This window comes from Brevibacillus sp. M2.1A (assembly GCF_013284355.2).
In the GTDB taxonomy this organism is placed as follows: Bacteria; Bacillota; Bacilli; order Brevibacillales; family Brevibacillaceae; genus Brevibacillus.
On the sequence record NZ_JABSUY020000001.1, the window covers coordinates 5,408,188 to 5,428,573 of the forward strand.

Here is a 20,386-nt window from a genome sequence, read left to right on the forward strand (position 1 = left end):
CCTTTCAAAATGAAAAGGTTTAATCGAGGACGGCATTCGCTAGACGCAATTGTTCCTGTAATTTACCCACGTGAATCAAACGCGGAATGGTCTTGTCGTGAAATGCGATAGCGGCTGCTGTACCTGCTGCTTGCCCTGTCGCCATACAGCTCGGGGTAAGCCTGGTCGTCGCCAGCGCTTCATGGGTCGTAGAGATACAACGCCCCGCCGCAAGCAAGTTGTCAATGGACGCAGGGATCAGACAGCGATACGGAATGTCATAAGCGCCCTCCCCTTCAATATCTGCTGCCACTACGCCTTTGCCAGAAGGATCGTGAATATCAACCGGATAGCCGCTACGTGCGATGACATCCGGAAAACGCCTGCCCGCGACCACATCTTTGATCGTCAAACTGTACTCTCCGACGATTCTGCGTGTCTCACGGATGCCAATTTGCGTTCCGACTGCGGAGACGGATGCTTTCGCGAAACCAGGAACTTTATTTTTTAAAAATTCAGACATCAATAAAACTTGACGTCTCCCTTCTTCCTCCGCTTCCGTCAAATCCTCGACATCTGTTCCATCCAGCCCCTGCACCCGCGTGCAATTGATCAGAACTTCATCGCTCTCAGGCCCTGTGAAAAACAGAACTTGATCCCGATTAATCGGAACACCTGACATCTTCCAATGCGTATAAAAGCCTTGGACACCCGTCAGTGGAATGGACGGCAGCTGTGCAAACGGTGTCTTATGATAAAACTCATCTGGATGGTCAAGCATGTACTGCTTCACCTGCTCCAGATCGACGCCGCGCATGCGGAACTTCATGGTCATCGGCTGTGTCAGCCCGTCTGCATCTCGCCCTTTGCTCGTCGGCGCTCCCGATAAATAAGCGAGATCTGCATCTCCTGTCGCATCGACGAACACCTTGGCCTTGATCTCGTATTTGCCCGATTTGCTGGTGAGCGTAACCGAAGTAATCTCAATCCCTTCTACCTTCACCTGATCGACAAAGCTGTGGACAAACAGCTTGACGCCCGCTTCCTTGAGCATTTCCACAGCGACCAGCTTGTAAATTTCCGGATGATACGGCGTGACTGTGCTCACGAATCCTACCGTATCCTGCAAATGTCCAGGCGATCCCCCCTTTTCTTGCAAGCGGTCGACGATTTCCTGTGCAATTCCTTTGATGACTTGCTCGCCTTTTTCCGTATGAAACGTCATCCACGGATAAACAAGCGCAATCGTCGACATCCCTCCGAGAAAGCCGTACCGCTCGATCAGGATTGTCTTGGCTCCCAATCGTCCGCTGGCAAGAGCGGCACTGATTCCTGCCGGGCCCCCGCCTACCACGACTACATCTGCTTCCACTACTCGATTCATCTGCACTCACTCCTTGTAGAACTTCCTTCCCATCCATGCTTCCTCTAGTCTTTGAGGCCCGTCATCGATACGCCCTCGATAAACTGCTTTTGGGCGAAAAAGAACACAATCAAAAGCGGCAAGGTTGCCATGACGGATGCACTCATCAAATGATGCCATGCTGTCCCTACTTCATCGGTAAACAAGGACAAAGCGAGCGGCAGCGTCATCAGCTCTCTGTCGTTGATGAAAATGAGCGGATCATAAAACTCGTTCCAGCTCGTCAAAAACGTAAAAATCGTCAGCGTTGCGATGGCTGGCTTCGCCAGTGGCAGCATGATGCTCCAATAAATCCGCCAACGCGAGCAGCCATCAATCATTGCCGCCTCCTCCAGTTCCTTTGGAATCCCGAGGAAAAACTGGCGCATGACGAACACACCAAAAATTCCGCCTGCCCCGAAAATGGGAAGGACAATTAGCGGTACATGCGTATTGATAAATCCAAGCATGCGCATGAACAAAAACATTGGAATCGACGTCACTTCATGCGGGATCATCATTGTCGACAGCAGCACCAGAAAGACGATATTACGTCCCCGAAACGGGATTCTGGCAAACGCATAGCCTGCAATCGATGAAAATAAAACCGTTCCAACCGTGACCAGAATCGCAATGTACAGGCTGTTCCAATAGAACAGATGAAACGGCGTATTCGCCAAAACCTCTGTGTAGTTCTCCAAGCGAATCGACGAAGGGATAAACTCTGGCGGAAAGACGAATATTTTGGCCGGCTCTTTTAATGATGTAGAAAGCATCCACAAAAAAGGCACCAGCATCAGTAGGGAGATTGCTCCTAACGCGACATAGTGACTGCCAATCCCCAATAACTTGCCCGCTTGTAATCTGTGGCGATTACTCTTCATGGAACACCCACCTTTTTCTAAACTGCCACTGCAAGAGCGTAAATACTAAAATGATAAAGAACAGCACAAAGGCAAGTGCAGACGCATAGCCGAATTCAAAGTTTTTGAAGGCACGCTCCCATATGTAATAGACAAGCACCTTTGTACTGTTATCAGGCCCCCCTTGGGTCATGACGTAAATCTGCCCAAACACCTTGAGCGAGCCGATGATCGTCAACAACGTGGTTAAAAAAACCGTCGGACTAATCATCGGGATCGTAATCTGAAACAATTGGCGCGTCCGACTGGCTCCATCAATGCGGGCCGCCTCGTATAAGTGAACAGGCACCTGCTGCAAAGCAGCGATGAACAGAACCATGTTCAAGCCCACATTTTTCAGGACACTCGTCACGATCACCACCGGCATCGCCAGCTTTGGATTGTACAGCCATGAAGGGCCTGTAATCCCAAACATCTGCAAGATCTGATTGATAAACCCCGTGTCTGTCGCAAACAAATACTTCCACACAATTGCCCAGACGATCAGCGATGTCATGACTGGCACAAAAATCGCTGTGCGGAATATCCCGATCCCCGGCAGCTTGCGCACGAGCAGTAAGGCCAACCCCAACGCCAACACGATGTTTAAGGGGACCAGTCCAGCCGAGAACGCAAATGTATTGCCCACGACCGTCCAAAATTCGGCATCTTGAAAAATCACTCTGTAATTTTCCAGCCCAATAAATTCGGCTTCCCCCAGTAATGGCCAATCCGTAAAGCTCATGTACAGCGCGAGTAAAAGCGGGCCTAACAACAGCACCACAAACCCGATAACCATTGGGCTGACAAACAGCCATCCTGCCAGATTCGCTTCTCGGTTGAAGGATTTTTTTCTTGTTCCACGTGTTCTCTTGTCAGGAGAGAGCGGGACATTCAACTTGCTCTCCATACGATCCCTCCTTAGTTGTCTATCGCATTTCGCAATGCATGGATGGAACGGCGTATTTCATCCTCGGTTTTCCCGATCGCCATCGCTCCAGCTAACAGGACGCGAACCCCCGTTTCACGTAGAGCTTCCACATCCTCCGCCACAATTTTTCGCTGTGTCGGGACGATGATGGGGATGCCTGCCTTCTCTACGATATACCGATAGGCGAGCAGATCGGCAAACGTAAGCCCCGTACCATACTCGTTCCCCGGAATAATCGACGCCTCTAATGCGGTCATGGAAAAATGCTTCACGGCTTCCAATCGGTTCAAATCGAACTGATCATCAATGGCAAACGTACTCGCCACTCCTTCTATTTTCAAAAGGGACGCTGGCAAATGATGACCATAGATGGAGATGAAGTCGATTCCCAGTGAATCGAACTGCCTGATTTCCTCGGGATTGAGCTCCTCCATTGACCCGCCAGGAACAATGCCAATCGGCCCTGCGAACTGGCTGCGTATCTTTTGGAGAAAGTCCGTATATTCAGCCAGAGGCCCGAACCGGTTGCCACTGGCACGATGGTACACATTGATATGCATCTTCAAGCCATCTGCGCCTTCCTCTATCGCAGCTCTGGCCAAGGTCTCATCGTTATGCGGGAGACTGACCATGAGCAGAAACGGCTTCTCTTCCAGTGCCTGTCGAAAACGATTCATCGTAACCTCCCTCTCAATTTCACAACGGCCTGTATCCCAGACCGTTGTGACGAGCTTGCTTACTTTTTCATGATCGGATTAACTTTCTCTTCCAGCGACTTCACGATATCCGCAGGCTGTGCCGTTTGACCAAATAATTGATCAAAACCAGCCAGGATTGTCGTGTCGATTTTTTGCCAGTCCACATGGCCTGGTTGCAGATGTGCCTTAGGCATTTCATCGATAACGGCCTGCTTGATGTGTGCAGGGTCAGGGTTGCCTGGAACATTCAAGAACGGATCGGAATTCAACACAGACAAGCGCGGCGGGACAAAGTAAGTCGAGGTCTCCTGGACACCGTGCTCACTCGCGAGGAACTTGAGGAACAGCTTGGTCTCCTCCAAATGCTTGGTTCCTTTGAAAATCGAATACCCTGCCTGACCGAGCATCGGTGCCGAGCCTTGTGAACCCGCTGGCATCGGAGCAATGTCCCACTTGAAATCCTTGATCGTCCGCGCCTTCGAAACGTAGCTGTACACATCAAAGAACATGCCAATTTTGCCTGATTCAAAGCTAACCTGTTCACCTGCCTTCGGATGTGACCCATCTGTAAACATCATCCGTTGGAGCATGCTGAGTGTCTCCACTCCGTATTGGTCATTCCACGTAAACTGATTCATCTCTTTGTTAAACGGGCCGCTGCCATTTGACCATGAATAGGAAGACAGAATGATCCACGTTTTCCAATCGCGGAAGAAGTTGGCCCCGTAGATTTTGCTCGCCCCGGTTCCGCTCGAGATCGCCTGCGCTGACTTTTCGAATTCCTCCCACGTCCATTTTCCTTCCTTCGCAAGGTCGTTCGGCGATTTCAAGCCAGCCTTGTCAAACAAGTCTTTGTTGTAGAACATCACGGTAGGTGGGGTAGAAAACGGCAGTCCGTACAATTTGTCGTCTTTTTGGAACAACTCAAGCGTCGACGGGATAAAGTCATCCAGCTTAAATGCAGCGTCGTTCTTTACATCCGAGACATCTTCCAATATCCCATTCTCCATAAACTGCGGCACCATTCGCTCAGACACCCAACCGATGTCAGGCAGCTCCTGACCAGCAGCCAGCACCGTCACCTTTTGCTGGTAATCGGGGAATGGCACAGATTCCAGCTTCACCTTGATGGTCGGGTTTTGTTGCGTAAATTTTTCAGAGAGCTTCGTATACAGGTCCAAGTGGGCTTGGTTGCCCCATGTCAAAAACGTAAGCTCGACTGCTTCTTTCTTGCCCGTTGCGGAGTCACCGGGAGTCGTCGCGGTGTTGCTGCACCCAAATGTAAACGCTGTCAAAGCAGTAGACAATGCCAACAGGATTGCCTTTTTCATGGCGTACCTCCTTATCTGTTTTCCCTGTCACCAGTATAAAATTGAGTGAATAGTAAGATAAATCATGCAGGATTTAGATTTGGTATGAGATTTAAAGATCTTTACTGCCGACGAGATCTCGGTAGCTCCCAGGTGTCATCCCGACTTCCTTTTTAAATACCAGCATGAAATGCTTCGCGCTCTGATACCCCACTAAGCGCGCGATATCATATACCTTCAGGCTCGTCTCGTGTAACAGCTGCTTGGCACGGTTCATCCTCACCTGCGTGATGTAGTCAGAGACATTTTCCCCCGTCTCGGTCTTGAACAATTGACTCAAATAAATCGGATTCAAATGAACACATTCCGCTAGTGTTTGGAGTCTCAGATCGCCGTCCAAATGATCGTGAATGAATGCTTTTACCTTGCGAATGATTTGTCTTTCTTCTCTATGGCTGCCGTCGACGGTGTTTTGTTCTTCCCGGACTTTCTTTTTACGATCCAGCACCTCCCTGATTTTAGCGAGCGTGCTCACCAGTTCTACTCGATCAATAGGCTTCAAAAGGTAGTCGGAGACTTTGTACTTCAATGCTTTCTGTGCGTAGTGAAAATCACCATAGCCACTAATAATCACAATGGGCAGCTCCTCGTACATCTCCCGAATTTTCCCGATCAGCGCCAAGCCATCCACTTCCCGCATGCGGATATCTGTCACAACCAAATCAGGCATTTCCGTGCGCAGATATTGCAAGGCGTCCTTTCCATTTTCCGCTTCTGCCATGACGGCAAAACCAGATGTTCCTTTTTCAATTAACGTTCTCAAGCCTTCCCGAATCATTCGTTCATCTTCCACCAGCAATACTTTGTACATGGCGTGATTCTCCCTTCTGAAAATCGAGTGGAATCTTCATCGTAATTTCCGTGCCCTGATCCGGTCTGCTCACAATCGTTAGCCCATACTCATCCCCGAACAATAAGGTCAGCCGCTGGGAAATGTTTCGCAAGGCTGTCCCATTGTGTGCGTTTCCTGTCATCTCATGCTGCTGCATAGGCGTACGCAGACTTGCGAGCAGACGACTCAAAGTTTGCTCGGACATTCCCTTGCCATTGTCTCTCACACTAATCTGCATCACACCCTCCTGACAAAGCGCCGTGAGCCATATCGTCCCTCCCTGTTCCTGATGCTCAATCCCGTGTGCAATCGCATTTTCAAGCAATGGCTGTAGCAGCAGCTTCGGGATACGCTGATCCGACAGGCTCTCTTCTACGTCCATAAACACCTGAAGGCGCTCTCCCAGACGAATCTTTTGAATACGGACGTAGGATTCTAACGACATCAGTTCTTGCGTCAGCGTAACCTGCCCATCCTCTCGCGCGACCGTATAGCGCATGAGTTTTCCGAGCGAAGCAACCATATCGGACACATCGTAATTACCCGAGCGGATCGCCATCATATTGATCGATTCGAGTGTGTTGTAAATAAAATGCGGATTGATCTGACTCTGCAAGGCCGCCAGCTCCGCCTCCCGCTCACGCAAGCTACTAAGATACACCTCATTGACAAGGCGGTTGATTTCCTCGACCATCTGATTAAATTGCTCGCTCAGCTTCCCGAGCTCGTCTTGGGAAGCGACAGGAACTCGTTCATGGAAGTTTCCCCGCTTTACTTGCAGCATTTTCTCTTTCAACTGAACGAGCGGCTTGCTGAGTGAATAGGAAAAATAAATCGCAAGTCCGCCAGCGACGAGCAAAAACATCGCCGCAATCAACATCGTAAAACTGCGCAAGCTATTGGATTCTGCGAGCAGGATATCGAGCGGAATCAGACTAATCACCACAAGCCCCGTCTCTTTTGATTGATGATCCACGAAGAGATATGGCTGTCCCTGAATCACCTTCTGATTCGCATCCCCACGATTGATCGCAGGGGTTTCTTGCAGCAAAGTACGATAACCCGGCGAGCCTTCGCTCTCCCTCTTTTCATAAAACAGCTCGTTTCCCTCGTTGACGATGATCAAGCTCCCATCCTTGGTAAAAGGCATATCAGACAAGATCTGGTCAAACATGTCCATTTTCATATCGATTTTCATGATTCCAAGCGGTACTTTCGTATACGGATCACGCAATAACCGAGCCACTGACATATAGCGCTCCCCAGAGGCATCCAAATAATAGCTGGGTCGATGCTGTGGAATAATGACGGCTGCGCCCTGTTCCTTGATCACGCGCGAATACCATCCCTCTTCTGCCAAATCTTCCTTGCTCTTCATGACAGAGGGGTCCAGATTGGAAAAAATCATGCCATTTCCCGCGATGATTTGAATACCTTTTACTTCCGGTCGGCTATAGGAAAGACTGGAGATAAACAGCGTCATTTTCTCCCTTTTTTCCATGGAGAGAAAAGAAGTAGCCGACGTATTTGTCTGAATTTCTTTTAAAATGGACAGGACTTCCGGATCGTAGAGCGGCATGAGTGATAAACGCTTCATCTCCCGTATATTGCGCTCCAGGTTGCGGTTGATCTGCCCCACAATCTGCCCCGTGTATTCAGCCGTTCTCAATTCCGTTGAAGCCGTAAACTTGCTGTACGTGATGACCCCTTGCAAGCTCAACGGGATTGCGATCAAGCAGAGAAAAAGCGTGAGAATCTTCGCACGCAGTGTTCCGTTTAAAAAAAGCGTCGAGACTTTCCTTTTCATGATGGCCCCTTTCCACTTGTTTGAATAATCAGTATTTTCCTCATCAAAAAATCCGTCAGGTCCAAAATCCTGACGGTCTGTTCCTCAGTCTATTTCGATGCCCATGTAGAGACAATCGTAGAATGTATCCCCAATCAAAAATTCTCTCGTCAACGTACCCATTTCCTTGAAGCCCAGCTTTTTGTACAAATGAATAGCAGAATCGTTGTCTGAACGGACTTTCAGATTGATTTTTCGTATGACTTTTGATTGCTTGGCCCATTCCAGCAAGGATTCGAGTAGAAGTCTCCCAACCCCTGATCCCCAAAATTCTTTCAAGACGCTAATCCCAAATTCACCTACATGCTGCGTCCGCGATCGGATACCCCCTCGAAATGTCATGTTCCCTACAATTCTCCCGTCAACCTCTGCAATCAAACAAAGTTGATTGTGAGCTTCCAGACATCTTTTGATGTTTTCTTTTTGCTCATCAGGGGTGACTGTCCATTCTTGCGGTCCAAATGACAAATTATCCGTCTCTCCTGATACGCAATGTATGAACGCAACCAAGGCTTCAGCATCTGCCAGCTCCGCTGATCGAATGATGACATTTTGCCCAGACTTCAATTTGGATCCCTTCATAAGAACCTCCTCGCATTGGAAACTTTTCATACTATTTAAACAGAAAAACGGACGCCTGTTAACCGTCCGCTTGTAACTGCACTCTAGGTTTTTAAGGTCGATATCCGTACATACTGAAAACAAACAGCAAGCATAGATAGATAATCGCCGCGGGTACAATGGTTAGAGAAATGAAAAACCGTTTCTTCACACTGTTGGCATCTCGAAACAGCCAAAAGTAGATGAACAACAGGAGGAGGAGAAATGGGACAAAATAAAAACCGAGCATGAGTCCCACCCAATCCGAGTTGGTTTTCCAGAACTGCTCCGGCACGGGCAGCCGATGATATTCACTATATATCTGTTCTTTACGAGAGATAAATAGGTAAGATAGCACGAGGTAGTAACCGAATATAACGAATTTCAGCCAAGGCTTAATCTGTTTCGCTGCGAGTGTTATGGAAAAGATGATCCCTAATATAAACCATAATGCCATGTATTCCATCTGGATCCCTCCTACGAAGGATTATAGGGATCGGATCTGTTGGAGATAAGTACCAACTTTTTTTGGTACCTCACCCTCACGTGATTGCAAGAGTCGACAAAATTTGGAATACTTCCTATAATAGACTTGTCAAACAACACGGTATGCGAGTATCTTTGCATATAGAAAGCTCACTACCTGTAGGAGATGGTCACGATAACGTACGCTCTTTCGTTTTTACTGTCGTTTTGTATCGTTATGGTGCTGATTCCGCCTCTGGCTAAATTGGCATTTCGCCTTGATTTTGTGGACAAGCCACGTAAAGACGTGGAAAGAAAAATTCACCGGGAGCCTATCCCATTGACAGCCAGCTACGCTATTTTTGTCGGCTTTGCTGCATCGTTTTTGCTCTTCTCGAAAGAATCGACCGGGCAAACAATCGCAGTACTGTCAGGTTCACTACTGCTGTTGATTATCGGTACCATTGATGACTGGTACAAGACGCAAGGCAAGGATTTTTCCGCCCTGCCCAAGCTGATCGTCCAAGTATCTGCCGCCGTCATTGTCTATCTGTCGGGTATTACTTTTTCCGGCTTTTACAATCCATTGAGTGGCGAATACATCTTACTCCCGCAATGGTTGCAGTTCATCCTGACCATCTTGTGGATTTTCGGAGTAACGACGGTCATCAACTTTTCGGATGGCATGGACGGTTTGGCTGGAGGACTTTCTGCGATCTCCGCAGGCACACTCTTCGTAGTCGCTTTGGTAAAAGGACAAAGCACATCTGCGATTATGGCGATCAGTCTGATCGGTGTTGCCTTGGCTTATCTGCGGTACAACAAACCGCCGGCCAAAATTTTCATGGGAGATGCAGGCGCGACCTTCCTTGGCTTTATCTTGGCCGTTATCGCGTTGGATGGTGCCTTTAAACAGGCAACGATTCTCTCCTTGTTCATTCCGATTTTAGCACTCGGTGTGCCGATTTTTGATAATCTGTTTGTGGTGACCAAACGCTTCCTGCAAGGAAAACCGATCTACCAAGCAGATGCCAGTCAGGTTCATTATCGCCTGCTGCGTTCTGGACTCAATCCAAAGCAGGTCGTCACCTTCCTGTGCTTGATCAGTGTTTGCTTTAGTCTGACGTCTATTATCCTGCTCCTGCTCGGAGTATAGTTATTATCGATCACAATGAAAAATGCCGCTTGGGTCTAGTCCCTGCGGCATTTTTTTTATGAGCGGATTACGCAAAGTCTCTCTCCCGCTAGCTCTGTTGGACGGTTGCTGCTTCTGCGGCATTTTCCAGCTTCTTGCGATGTTGCAGGCAAGCCTCGCACCTTCTGCTTTTTCGCCCAAAAGCCGTGTAGTATTTGCTTTTTTTGCAAGACCGGCACGTAATGTACAACGAGCTCGACAAGTTGTAGTTCTCCACTGGCGTGTTTTCTTTGAGGTGCACCGTCTTGTTGTATTTCATGAGCAAATGAGCTGTGTGGATGGCATCGACCAAGGCCGAGTGCAGCCTACCCTCCTGGATGATTCCTGCCGTGTCGATCGCTTCTTTTAGACTCATCTGTTTGCGATCAGCCAAAAGCATGCTAATTGGCGGTTGGATGTCATTGTAATTGCGCATCCAGTTGAAGTCCAAACCGAACCGCGCACAATGCTCGATCATCAGCCGCTTGTCATCTTGCCCCCATGTGCACAGGTAGTATTCAGAATCGTTGCCGATCCACTTCATAAATTCTGCGAACGCCCGGCGAAACGGGATAAAGGTTGGCATGTTCTCTTTATCGAGACCGATGAACTTCCGTGTTCTCTCCGAGATTCTGCGTTCAATGGCTGGAAAGGTATAGCGCTGAAATGTGTCGACCTCCACGCCATTTTTTCCGGGCACGACTTTTGCCGCTCCGATCTCAATAATTTCCGGAATCTTGTCTCTCTGATATGTCAGTGTCGTTTCAAGGTCAAAAACAATGATCTGCAAGCGTAATCACATCCTGTATGTATTGTCTCTATTATGGCTCGAATCGGGCATAGAAAGCAAAACAAAGACCAAAGCGGCTGTGATTGAAACGAAAAAGGATAAGAACCCATCGGATTCCTATCCTTGTTTATTTGTTTAGTCTGGTGATTTTGTCGATTCCCTCGTCAATTGACGCAATCCGTAGCTCATCCTCGCTATTTGCCCGTCTTCATCCCCGAAAAATTCAATCCAGGGGATGGAGTCTCTTTTTTGGAAAATGAAGCTGTCTTTTTGTACCGGGATCAGCGGAAACGAGAGACCATCCACCTCCAGGAATAGCTTCCCTTCGCTTTTGGCAATCGATGCGCTTACCCATTCCTGCGAAGAGTAGCGACCCTCGTACAATGATAACTGCTCATCTGTGACCTCGTATGGATCATAGGCATAGACCGGAGCACCAGCCGACCTTGCAAAATAACTGTTCAAAAAGCCGAGGACCAACTCTCGGACGCTCACGCCATCGAGATTGACCAGAATCACGCCCGTAATCCCTTGAGCCGGAACCGAAAAAATGTGCGAGCTGATTCCCTTCAACGATCCGCCATGCTCTACCAGCAAGCCATCTGGAAAGGCAGGCGAGACCATCAAACCATAGCCGTAGGAGCGATGCCCGTCCACACGAGCAAAGGGGGTGAGCATTTGCCGGACGCTATCGGCAGACAAAATAGTTGTCGGGTTTCCCGTTGCCCCCAAACGAAAGACTTCCAAATAAGCGAGTAGATCATTCACAGTCGATTTGAGGAAACCGGCCGCCCGCATCGGTGGAGCATCGTGCCAGATGGGTGCTGCAATGATTTGATTTTCGTCATCAATTTTTTTGTTGGTATACAAGATCGTGACGTCAGCCTGGTCAGCCAACTCATCCACAGAAAAAACGGTTCTATTCATACCCAGTGGCTGCAAAATATGCGTCGCCATGTATTGCTCATACGTCTGGTTGCTGACCCGTTCAATGATCGCCCCCAAAAGCCCGTATGCATCGTTGTTGTAGCTAAAGGCACCCCCTGGCTCTGAGAGTGGCTTCCCTTCGAATCCAGCAATGGCTTCCATGACTTCTTCGTACGTATCCAGGTAAGGCACTGTCTTTAGTTCTTCCTCTGCCTTGGTTCCAATGACAGCAGGATCATTCTCCATACTCCGCCTCATTGCACCATCTAAGTAAGGCATGGGCGCTATTCCGGGCGTATGTGTCATGAAATGATGGATCGTCATGCGTGCTGTCAGTTCGTGATCGCCCGCCCGAAACTCAGGCAAATATTTCACGACGGGATCATGAACAGACAGCTTGCCTGCCTCCTGCAACTGCATGATCGCAACGCAGGTAAACGATTTGGTGATGGATGCGATGCCAAAAGCGGTGTCGAGGGAAAGGGGCTGTTGCTGTTCTCTGTCACGAAACCCGAACGTCCCCTCGTACAAAAGCTCACCTTCACGTGCAACAGCTATAGCTGCACCCGGAGCATTCGCCTCGTCCAGCAGCTGCTGTGCATACGCCTGGAACTGTTCCTTCCATGCCGTCATTTTCATCAACTCCCTATCGCTTGCTCATAAATCGCTTTTGCAACACGGGCGATGGTATGCTCTGCGGCTTCTTTGTCAGTCACACCGCGTGATAGTGCCGTGATCGCAATCATTCCTTTTCCTTCGGGCAAATAAATGATGCCAGCATCATTGACGACAGCATTGACGGTCCCGGTCTTATGTGCGACCTTTGTTCCTTCTGGCAGCATGTACGGCAGACGGCTGTTGTAATGCTGACGTCGCATGATGTCCAGCATTAGCTCGCAGGAGGCTTCCGTGAGAATTTGTTTTCGCGCAATCAGAACGAGCAGGCGGTTCAGCTCGGCAGGTGTCGCTACGTTATTATCAAGCGTAGGCATCGAGACATCGTGGATCAATTCGTAATTGCCTGACTCTTCCCGTCGCATGAACTCATCGAACCCTGCCTCCGATGGTGCAGGCTCATTCATACCCACACAATGGTTGAGGAGCTCCCAGCAATTATGCCGCAAATGAATCTGCGAAAGCCCCAGCTCATGCATGTGCTCATTCACCTTGTCGATGCCGCCGATCAGCTCGAGAATTTGGTCTGTCGCATAGTTATCGCTGACAATCGTCATCAGTGTCGCCAAGTCTTTGACCGTTAAAGCCGCTCCGGCATCCAGCTCTTGCAAAATGCCCGACCCTGGGACGCGATCCTCCCATTTCAGTGTCACACGCTGATCGAGGCGGATTCGTCCTGCTTCCACCTCGCGCATCAAGGTGACCATGATCGGGATTTTGAATGCACTCGCCAGTTGAAACAACTCTTCCTCCAGATGTCCTGCTGTCTCTCCCGTTTCCAAATGCACAGCTGCGATTCCAAAAATACCGGGCGCTTCCTTCAATACGTTTTCTACCGCTTGTTGCCATGTCATCAAAATTCCTCCCCCATCTCGCGAAACGGCCCACACATGTATTTTCGTGTCGGCCATTTCTTTTTAGCGCTATTGTTCTTTGTATCCCCACTTGAAGTCGATGTAGCCCAATGGATCGACCGTGATGCCTTTTACTTTTTCATTTTGTACCCATGAATTGACGCTGGAATACACACCAGTGACCGGCATTTCTTCCATCAAGATGCTCTCCGCTTCGACCAGATACTGATTGCGTTTGGCCTCGTCCGGCTCGGCGTACGCCTTTTTCACCAGCTCTACGTATTTCTCGCTAAACCAGAAGGTAGAGTTATTGGAGCTGTACTTCTCCATCATCAGCTCCAGGAAGTTGACAGAGTCGTTGTAATCTCCCGTCCAGCCTGTTCGGGAAATCATGTACTTCCCTTGCTCCTGATCGTCAAACATGACCTTCAATTCTTTGTTGATCAGCTTGACGTCCACACCGAGAGCTTGCTTCCATTGAGCCTGCAATGCTTCGGCAATCTTCTTGTTGAGGTCGGAGGTATTGTAAAGATAGGTGATTTCGGGCAGCTTGGTGATACCAAGCTCCTTCATTCCTTCTGCCAATAACTGTTTCGCCGTCTCCACATCGTTATCCTTGAAATATCCTTCCGGCTTTAGAGAAGAGGAAAGCGGGACGAAGCCCATCAAGGGAGTCTGTCCGGCTTGACCGATGTTTTCTGCGATGTCACTGCGGTTGATCGCGTAGGCAAACGCTTTGCGGATTTTGCTATTCGTAAATGGCGGCTTCTGTGTCTGGAACAAGAGATAGTAGTTGGTGGCACGTTTCATGGTTTGCAGCTTGCCTTCATCACGTAACGGTCCAATGGCATCTGCAGGCAGACCGCTAATCGGGCCGCCAGCCCAATCCAGCTCGCCGCTATTGAATAGCTCCAGCTCGGTATTCGTATCTTCTATCATGGAAAACTCGATTTCGTTAAACTTCACAACGTCTTTGTCCCAATAGTGCTCGTTTTTGGCCAGCTCAATCTTGTTTTTATGCTCCCAATTTACGAGCTTGAACGGCCCATTGGTCACGATGGACTCGGGCTTTTTCGCCCAATCGGGATTGGCTTCTACTACCTTTTGGTTGACCGGATAGTAGAAGGTCGCAAGTGTCAGGAAGTATGGAGTCGGGTTTTCCAAATTGACTTGCAGGGTCTTGTCATTGACGACCTTAATGCCGACATCCTCCGCTTTCGCCTTCCCTTCATAAAAGGCACGGGCATTTTTGATCGGATAATACTTGTAGGCGGACCCGCTGGCTGTCTTCGGATTGAGTACACGCATCCAGCCGTAGGCGAAGTCTTGAGCCGTAACCGGGTCGCCATTGCTCCACTTGCTGTCGCGCAATGTAAAGGTGTACACCTTTTTGTCCTCCGATACTCGAATGTCGGAGGCAACGGAATTGACTGGCTTGCCATCCTTGTCCAAACGAACGAGCCCGTCGTACAGCGAACGGATGAAAGCACCGGAAATCACATCGTTGGACATGCCTGAATCAAGTGTTTCGGGCTCTGCGGCATTCATGTGCAACGTCTGCTCGGCCGCAGTCTGCATAGTTGCCTGCTGCGCTGGCGCGGTTTGCTGCTGGTTGTCTGGTGCGGTTTGAGTCGGCGTATTGCCGCTGCTACAGCCTGCAAATAGTCCACTAAGCAAAACGAAGAGACTTGTCATGACAACTGGTCTTTTCATGCTGTACCCCCTGTTTGAGTCGGATATCTGATTATTGAATAAATATTCTGCAAATTTTATGCCATTCGTATTTTCCGTTGTTCTTTGGTTGATTTTATTCCCTGCTGAATACATTTACCCGGGTCGCTCCGACAAGTTTCTACCAGTAGTCTCTGTCACGCAAAAAAGAAGTATTCATCCTTGAATACTTCTATTCATTCGCGCATATGGGGCTGTCCTCTCTAGCTTATTGCTGGTTCATACATAGCTACCGCATCACATGACCGTCGGCAAAAAACGATCGGGACGTGCTTTTGCTTCGCCAGCTTCTTTATATTTTTACACAAGCTGTGACTCACGAAGTTAATAAAGACAAGAACAAGTTCCGTATCAGAAGGAATCGTCGCCTTCACATCGGATTTTTTGCGACCAGATACGTGATAGACATTGTGGAACCCTTTGTTCTGCAACAAGCTCTCGATTTCTGCTACCCGATCTCCTCCTACCACAAGAACGCCTGCCATAGTCCTTCCTCCTCTCTTTTTTCCACGCCTTTTCTTCTATTTTCCGGTGCGCGCTTGCGAAATCTTTGCCTCAGGTTTTTCCGCCGGGAGTCTGTATTTTTCTGTTCGCTCAATCTGAACGACCTGTGAATCGTGAACCACAATATGTATGGAGCCGTATTCCAAACCGTCCAGTGCGCGTGCGATTTTCTCTAATAAGAGATCGTCCAGGGGAATCTCATTCTTTGCCATGGGGATTCACACTCCTGTTTCATCAAATTTAATGCATATTATTCCTACCTATTTAGTATGTTTTATGATCTGATAATACCTCTTGAGCCCGATTGCTGTCAATGTCAAACAGTTTGGGCATCAAGAGGCTTCTCTCACCTCATTTTCCTTCGATTGACGAAAAGCTCCCTGCGCAACTAGACAGCTTGGTTGTCTTTGTCCTCGCGGGAGCTTTCGGTCGACCGATCAGCTAATCACATAAAAACCGATGCATTTACTCTTATATGAAAATATTACCATACAATTCTGTCATCGGTCAATGCCCCGCGTAATTCTTCATTCCCTCCATTGTTTCCCGTTACACCAAGTGACAGGCGACAAATCTGTCGGTACTGACTTCGCGGAAAGCAGGCACTTCCTGTCGGCAAATGTCTTTCACATACGGGCAGCGCGTGTGGAATTTGCACCCTGCCGGAGGATTCGCTGGACTTGGCATGTCTCCCTGCAGGACGATGCGTTCGCGCTTCTTCTTTGGGATCGGAAGCGGCACAGAGGAGAGCAATGCTTTGGTGTACGGATGGAGCGGCTCCAAAAACAATTCATCCCGAGGTGCCAGCTCCAGCAATGACCCCAAATACATGACCCCAATCCTCGTGCACAGATGCTCCACGACGCTCAAATCATGCGAAATAAATAAGTACGTCAGCTTCCTTTGCTCCTGCAACTCTGCGAACAAATTGATGATTTGCGCTTGGATTGACACATCCAGAGCAGATACTGGCTCATCCGCGACGATAAAATCAGGGTTCATCATAATGGCCCGTGCGATACCGATCCGTTGACGTTGACCACCCGAGAATTCATGCGGATACCGATCGACATGATACGATGCCAATCCACATAAAGCCATGACCTCTAAGACTCTTTCTCTGACCTCCGCTTGTGGGAGCAGCCCGTGATCAAGCAGCGCTTCACCCAGTGCTTCTCCGATTCGGACTCTTGGATTCAACGAGCTGTACGGGTCTTGAAAAATATATTGCATCCGGGGGCGCAAAGCTCGGAGCTCTTGGCGATTCAAAGCGTGCACATCGATACCCTGGAAACGGACTTCTCCCTCTGTTTTTTCCAAAAGGCGCAAGATCGTGCGACCTGTCGTGCTTTTCCCGCTGCCGGATTCACCGACCAATCCGAACGTCTCTCCTTTTTGGATGGAAAAGCTGACGTCATCCACCGCTTTCACATGGCCGATCGTCCTGCCTAAAAGCCCTCCGGTAATCGGGTAATATTTTTTTAATCGGCACACTTCCAGCAAATTACTGTCCACGGGCGATCTCCTCCTCATACAGCCAGCACGCGACCTTTCTGCCGTCTCCCCCATCACGCAAAGGTGGCTGCTTCACCCGGCAAATGTTCAAGCATTGATCGCATCGGTCAAGAAAATAGCACGATTCACCGAGCGTCGTCGGATTTGGTACTTGACCAGGGATGGAATACAGCTTGGCTCTGCGTTGATTCAGCACAGGCTTGGAGCGAAGCAAGCCTTGTGTATACGGGTGCTTCGGCTCCTCGAACAGCTCGACGACAGGAGACACCTCTACCACTTTCCCTGCGTACATCACGACGACATGATCGGCCATTTCCGCTACGACCCCCAGATCGTGCGTGATAAAAAGAATCGCAGTTTGGGCTTCGTCCTTGATTTTGCGCAGCAGATCGAGGATTTGCGCCTGAATGGTCACATCCAAAGCAGTCGTCGGCTCATCGGCGATCAGCAGGCGGGGATTGCAGGATATTGCAATGGCAATCATAATGCGCTGCAGCATGCCACCGCTCAATTCATGGGGGTACGATTTGGCGATTTCTTTTGCCCGGGGGATTCCGACCAGCTCGATCAGCTCGATGGCTCGCGCTTGGGCTGCTTTTTTGCTTAATCCCTGATGCTCCATGATCGGCTCCATGATCTGCTCACCGATGGTCAGTACGGGATTGAGTGACGACATCGGCTCCTGAAAAATCATGGCCAGCTCATTGCCGCGGAGCTTGCGCATTTCTTCTTTGCTGACTTTTCGCAGGTCACGGCCTGCAAACCATATCTCACCCGAAACGATACTGCCTACCGCCTCTGGGATTAGTCCCATCAATGACATGGCTGCCGCGCTTTTGCCGCAGCCTGACTCGCCTACGATGCATACGGTCTCTCCTTCATAGATGCGCAGATCGAGGGCATCGACTGCTTTGACCACGCCTTGTTCGGACTTGAAGTTGGTGCTTAGATTTTGGATTTCGACTAGAGCATTCATGCTTGGCTCACCTGCCTTTTCGTGTATTTGAAGGAGCTGTAGTGGAGAGGGAGAAGTGATTTCCAGTCTACGCTTCGGCCTACGCCCCGCAATGGGGTCATGACTGTCCGCTTCGAAAAAAATGGCGGGAGCGCTTCAAACGTTGAAGTTTCGGGGAAGTAGTCCATAAGTGAAGCTGAAATTCCCCGCCATTTTTTCCTACGCTGGGGCGGGCTCCAGAGGCGCTTGGACTGGAAATCACTTCCCCTTGCGCTGCTTTAGCTATCCTCTTGAAAGTAAGTTCAAGAAGGTAAAAACAATTCAAAAGAACCCCTCAACGCTTCTGCTTCGGGTCCAAAGCATCCCGCAGTCCATCCCCTAGCAAATTAATCGAGATGACAGTAGCAAAAATAGCAATTCCAGGAGGAACCCACAGCCACGGTCTTTTCTGAAAATCGATCAAGGTATTTGCCGCATCCATCATGTTGCCCCATGTCGGCGTTGGCGGGACGACTCCCAGGCCGAAGTACGATAATACGGATTCGCTCAGGATCGCACCACCGACATTCAAGGTGGCAACGACAATCAAGAGCGGTGTGAGATTGGGCAGCAAATGGAAGAATAGCTTGCGTCTGTCGCGCAGACCGAGGACTTCTGCTGCTTGCATGAATTCACTTTCACGCAGGGTGAGCATCTGGCTGCGGACCATTCGCGCCAAGCCGGGCCAGCCGATCAAACTCAGCATGACCATGACGATGTAAATGCGGTAGTCGGTCGGGATTTTCCACTCGGAGAGGACTGCGCCCATAATAAACAAGAGCGGCAGACCAGGAATGGTCATAAGCACGTCTGCTACACGCATGATTACTTGATCGACCCACCCGCGGTAAAAGCCAGCCAGCGCACCAAGAAGGGCGCCAATGGAAACGGAGAGCACCATAGAGGCGATGCCGACTGTCAATGAGATTCGGCCAGCCTGCATCAACCGCGTCAAAATGTCTCTGCCCAAACTGTCCGTCCCAAGCCAATGGGCGAAGCTCGGCGGCTTGTTGATCATGGCCGTATTGATCTTGCCGGAGGCGTACGGAGAAAAAAACGGACCGATGAAACACATCACTGCCATGACGAGTAAAAACACAAGTCCAACCATGGCCAGACGCTTCTTTTTCAATCGCAAAAACGCCTCGTGCCACAAGGACGAACGCAACGCTACCTGCTCCGGTCTCGTCACCTCCGCTACTTCACTTACCGTTGATGCCATCGTTTTCCCTCCTATTTCAACCGAACCCGCGGGTCAGCCACTCTGTACAGCAAATCAGCAGATAAGTTTCCGATGACGGTGAGAATCGCCAGGAACATCGTAAAGCCCATCAAAAGCGGGTAGTCCCGTACAGAAAACGCCTGCATGTACAACTGTCCGACACCGGGCCAGTTAAATATTTTTTCCGTGATGATCGCCCCACCGAACAATGCTGGCAGCTCAAAGCCTAACAGTGTAATGGCGGGCAGGAGCGCATTGCGCAGCGCGTGCTTGTGCAGGACGACTTTTTCCTTCAGCCCTTTTGCCCGAGCCGTACGCACGAAGTCTTGTTGGATGACCTCCAGCATATTCGTGCGGAAATAGCGAGTCAGCGTCCCCACGCTCAGCAAAGTCAAAACAGTCACAGGCAAAAACATATGCTGAACCACGTCCCACGCATAGGCGAGCCCTGTTTCCTTGCTGCCGATCATCATCATGCCCCCTGCGGGAAACAGCTTGGCGTCGACGGCAAACAACTTGATAAACAGCAGTCCAACGAAAAAGACAGGCAGCGACATCGCAGCAAAAACACCGATCGTCACGAGCGCATCGAACCAGGAATGCTGCCTTGCAGCTGACAGAACTCCGATTGAGATCGCGATTACCCACGTAAAAAAAGTGGAGGTAATCGCCAGTAAAAACGAATTCCAGATGTAATCGTTCAACAGCGACATCACCGGCTGCTGGTATTGCAGAGAGTAACCAAAATCGCCTTGTAGGGCGTTTTTCATCCAAATGAAATACCGTTCGACGATAGGCTTATCCAGCCCGTACATCGCTTTCAGCTCCAGCTTTCGTTCGGCTGTCAGCTTGGGACTCGTATCGACGAAATCACCTGGCGTTAGGGCATACAGGAAAAAAATCAAAATGGATGCGCCGAAGAGAGTCAACGCCATGTAAAAGACCCTTTTCAGGAAGTAGGACGTCATCGTTGGC

Annotated in this window: 20 protein-coding genes; 1 reads left to right on the forward strand and 19 read right to left on the reverse strand. The window is 49.5% G+C overall.

Annotation, left to right across the window (positions count from 1 at the left end):
* Positions 1-19: 19 nt before the first annotated feature.
* From HP567_RS25740 to HP567_RS25780, 9 genes are all read right to left on the reverse strand, one after another.
* The gene (locus HP567_RS25740) at positions 20-1,363 is read right to left on the reverse strand and encodes an FAD-dependent oxidoreductase (RefSeq protein ID WP_173610199.1); all 1,344 of its coding nucleotides are present in this window, start codon (positions 1,361-1,363) and stop codon (positions 20-22) included.
* A 44-nt stretch (positions 1,364-1,407) separates the two neighbouring features.
* A complete protein-coding gene (locus tag HP567_RS25745; RefSeq protein WP_173610198.1) occupies positions 1,408-2,265 on the reverse strand; it encodes a carbohydrate ABC transporter permease in 858 nt (285 codons plus the stop codon).
* Positions 2,255-3,193: a carbohydrate ABC transporter permease gene (locus HP567_RS25750; RefSeq protein WP_173610197.1), complete on the reverse strand. Its 939-nt coding sequence runs from the start codon at positions 3,191-3,193 to the stop codon at positions 2,255-2,257. Before HP567_RS25750 ends, HP567_RS25745 begins: the two co-directional genes overlap by 11 nt.
* Positions 3,194-3,204: 11 nt before the next feature.
* Positions 3,205-3,891: a hypothetical protein gene (locus HP567_RS25755; protein ID WP_173610196.1), complete on the reverse strand. Its 687-nt coding sequence runs from the start codon at positions 3,889-3,891 to the stop codon at positions 3,205-3,207.
* A gap of 59 nt (positions 3,892-3,950) precedes the next feature.
* Entirely contained in the window at positions 3,951-5,243 is a 1,293-nt protein-coding gene (locus HP567_RS25760) for an ABC transporter substrate-binding protein (RefSeq protein WP_173610195.1), read from the reverse strand.
* A gap of 91 nt (positions 5,244-5,334) precedes the next feature.
* Positions 5,335-6,093, reverse strand: a complete 759-nt coding sequence (locus tag HP567_RS25765; protein ID WP_173610194.1) for a response regulator transcription factor — start codon at positions 6,091-6,093, stop codon at positions 5,335-5,337.
* A complete protein-coding gene (locus HP567_RS25770; protein WP_173610193.1) occupies positions 6,065-7,921 on the reverse strand; it encodes a sensor histidine kinase in 1,857 nt (618 codons plus the stop codon). The genes HP567_RS25765 and HP567_RS25770 overlap by 29 nt, the downstream gene beginning before the upstream one ends.
* Before the next feature lie 84 nt (positions 7,922-8,005).
* Complete coding sequence (locus HP567_RS25775; protein WP_064203098.1) at positions 8,006-8,542, reverse strand: GNAT family N-acetyltransferase; 537 nt, start codon at positions 8,540-8,542, stop codon at positions 8,006-8,008.
* Positions 8,543-8,633: 91 nt separating this feature from the next.
* Positions 8,634-9,026: a hypothetical protein gene (locus tag HP567_RS25780; protein WP_173610192.1), complete on the reverse strand. Its 393-nt coding sequence runs from the start codon at positions 9,024-9,026 to the stop codon at positions 8,634-8,636.
* Positions 9,027-9,212: 186 nt separating this feature from the next.
* Between HP567_RS25780 and HP567_RS25785 the strand changes: the two genes are divergently transcribed.
* Positions 9,213-10,181, forward strand: a complete 969-nt coding sequence (locus tag HP567_RS25785; RefSeq protein WP_173610191.1) for an MraY family glycosyltransferase — start codon at positions 9,213-9,215, stop codon at positions 10,179-10,181.
* An 88-nt stretch (positions 10,182-10,269) separates the two neighbouring features.
* Here HP567_RS25785 and HP567_RS25790 read toward each other — a convergent pair whose 3' ends face one another.
* The 10 genes from HP567_RS25790 to HP567_RS25835 all read right to left on the reverse strand — a co-directional run bounded on the left by HP567_RS25790 (position 10,270) and on the right by HP567_RS25835 (position 20,379).
* Complete coding sequence (locus HP567_RS25790; RefSeq protein ID WP_173610190.1) at positions 10,270-10,989, reverse strand: 3'-5' exonuclease; 720 nt, start codon at positions 10,987-10,989, stop codon at positions 10,270-10,272.
* 135 nt (positions 10,990-11,124) lie between these two features.
* The gene (locus HP567_RS25795) at positions 11,125-12,549 is read right to left on the reverse strand and encodes a serine hydrolase domain-containing protein (RefSeq protein ID WP_173610189.1); all 1,425 of its coding nucleotides are present in this window, start codon (positions 12,547-12,549) and stop codon (positions 11,125-11,127) included.
* A gap of 5 nt (positions 12,550-12,554) precedes the next feature.
* On the reverse strand, positions 12,555-13,445 hold the full coding sequence (locus HP567_RS25800; protein WP_173610188.1) for a serine hydrolase: 891 nt from the start codon (positions 13,443-13,445) through the stop codon (positions 12,555-12,557).
* 69 nt (positions 13,446-13,514) lie between these two features.
* Positions 13,515-15,158 carry a peptide ABC transporter substrate-binding protein gene (locus tag HP567_RS25805; protein ID WP_173610187.1) on the reverse strand — a complete coding sequence of 548 codons (1,644 nt, stop codon included), beginning with the start codon at positions 15,156-15,158 and terminating at the stop codon, positions 13,515-13,517.
* Between the two features lie 221 nt (positions 15,159-15,379).
* On the reverse strand, positions 15,380-15,661 hold the full coding sequence (locus tag HP567_RS25810; protein ID WP_173610186.1) for a DUF2325 domain-containing protein: 282 nt from the start codon (positions 15,659-15,661) through the stop codon (positions 15,380-15,382).
* 36 nt (positions 15,662-15,697) lie between these two features.
* Positions 15,698-15,892: a YezD family protein gene (locus HP567_RS25815; protein WP_173610185.1), complete on the reverse strand. Its 195-nt coding sequence runs from the start codon at positions 15,890-15,892 to the stop codon at positions 15,698-15,700.
* Positions 15,893-16,229: 337 nt separating this feature from the next.
* A complete protein-coding gene (locus HP567_RS25820) occupies positions 16,230-17,195 on the reverse strand; it encodes an ABC transporter ATP-binding protein (RefSeq protein ID WP_304502565.1) in 966 nt (321 codons plus the stop codon).
* On the reverse strand, positions 17,185-18,171 hold the full coding sequence (locus HP567_RS25825) for an ABC transporter ATP-binding protein (protein WP_173610183.1): 987 nt from the start codon (positions 18,169-18,171) through the stop codon (positions 17,185-17,187). The genes HP567_RS25820 and HP567_RS25825 overlap by 11 nt, the downstream gene beginning before the upstream one ends.
* 313 nt (positions 18,172-18,484) lie before the next feature.
* The gene (gene opp4C / locus HP567_RS25830; protein ID WP_173610182.1) at positions 18,485-19,411 is read right to left on the reverse strand and encodes an oligopeptide ABC transporter permease; all 927 of its coding nucleotides are present in this window, start codon (positions 19,409-19,411) and stop codon (positions 18,485-18,487) included.
* 11 nt (positions 19,412-19,422) lie between these two features.
* Positions 19,423-20,379 carry an ABC transporter permease gene (locus HP567_RS25835; protein ID WP_173610181.1) on the reverse strand — a complete coding sequence of 319 codons (957 nt, stop codon included), beginning with the start codon at positions 20,377-20,379 and terminating at the stop codon, positions 19,423-19,425.
* Positions 20,380-20,386: the final 7 nt, after the last annotated feature.

Excerpts from the sequence above, each read along its gene's own strand:
- HP567_RS25740 (WP_173610199.1), bottom strand. The coding sequence starts at position 1,363 with ATGAATCGAGTAGTGGAAGCAGATGTAGTCGTGGTAGGCGGGGGCCCG.
- HP567_RS25745 (WP_173610198.1), bottom strand. The coding sequence starts at position 2,265 with ATGAAGAGTAATCGCCACAGATTACAAGCGGGCAAGTTATTGGGGATT.
- HP567_RS25750 (WP_173610197.1), bottom strand. The coding sequence starts at position 3,193 with ATGGAGAGCAAGTTGAATGTCCCGCTCTCTCCTGACAAGAGAACACGT.
- HP567_RS25755 (WP_173610196.1), bottom strand. The coding sequence starts at position 3,891 with ATGAATCGTTTTCGACAGGCACTGGAAGAGAAGCCGTTTCTGCTCATG.
- HP567_RS25760 (WP_173610195.1), bottom strand. The coding sequence starts at position 5,243 with ATGAAAAAGGCAATCCTGTTGGCATTGTCTACTGCTTTGACAGCGTTT.
- HP567_RS25765 (WP_173610194.1), bottom strand. The coding sequence starts at position 6,093 with ATGTACAAAGTATTGCTGGTGGAAGATGAACGAATGATTCGGGAAGGC.
- HP567_RS25770 (WP_173610193.1), bottom strand. The coding sequence starts at position 7,921 with ATGAAAAGGAAAGTCTCGACGCTTTTTTTAAACGGAACACTGCGTGCG.
- HP567_RS25775 (WP_064203098.1), bottom strand. The coding sequence starts at position 8,542 with ATGAAGGGATCCAAATTGAAGTCTGGGCAAAATGTCATCATTCGATCA.
- HP567_RS25780 (WP_173610192.1), bottom strand. The coding sequence starts at position 9,026 with ATGGAATACATGGCATTATGGTTTATATTAGGGATCATCTTTTCCATA.
- HP567_RS25785 (WP_173610191.1), top strand. The coding sequence starts at position 9,213 with ATGGTCACGATAACGTACGCTCTTTCGTTTTTACTGTCGTTTTGTATC.
- HP567_RS25795 (WP_173610189.1), bottom strand. The coding sequence starts at position 12,549 with ATGACGGCATGGAAGGAACAGTTCCAGGCGTATGCACAGCAGCTGCTG.
- HP567_RS25800 (WP_173610188.1), bottom strand. The coding sequence starts at position 13,445 with ATGACATGGCAACAAGCGGTAGAAAACGTATTGAAGGAAGCGCCCGGT.
- HP567_RS25805 (WP_173610187.1), bottom strand. The coding sequence starts at position 15,158 with ATGAAAAGACCAGTTGTCATGACAAGTCTCTTCGTTTTGCTTAGTGGA.
- HP567_RS25810 (WP_173610186.1), bottom strand. The coding sequence starts at position 15,661 with ATGGCAGGCGTTCTTGTGGTAGGAGGAGATCGGGTAGCAGAAATCGAG.
- HP567_RS25815 (WP_173610185.1), bottom strand. The coding sequence starts at position 15,892 with ATGGCAAAGAATGAGATTCCCCTGGACGATCTCTTATTAGAGAAAATC.
- HP567_RS25825 (WP_173610183.1), bottom strand. The coding sequence starts at position 18,171 with ATGAATGCTCTAGTCGAAATCCAAAATCTAAGCACCAACTTCAAGTCC.
- opp4C (WP_173610182.1), bottom strand. The coding sequence starts at position 19,411 with ATGGCATCAACGGTAAGTGAAGTAGCGGAGGTGACGAGACCGGAGCAG.
- HP567_RS25835 (WP_173610181.1), bottom strand. The coding sequence starts at position 20,379 with ATGACGTCCTACTTCCTGAAAAGGGTCTTTTACATGGCGTTGACTCTC.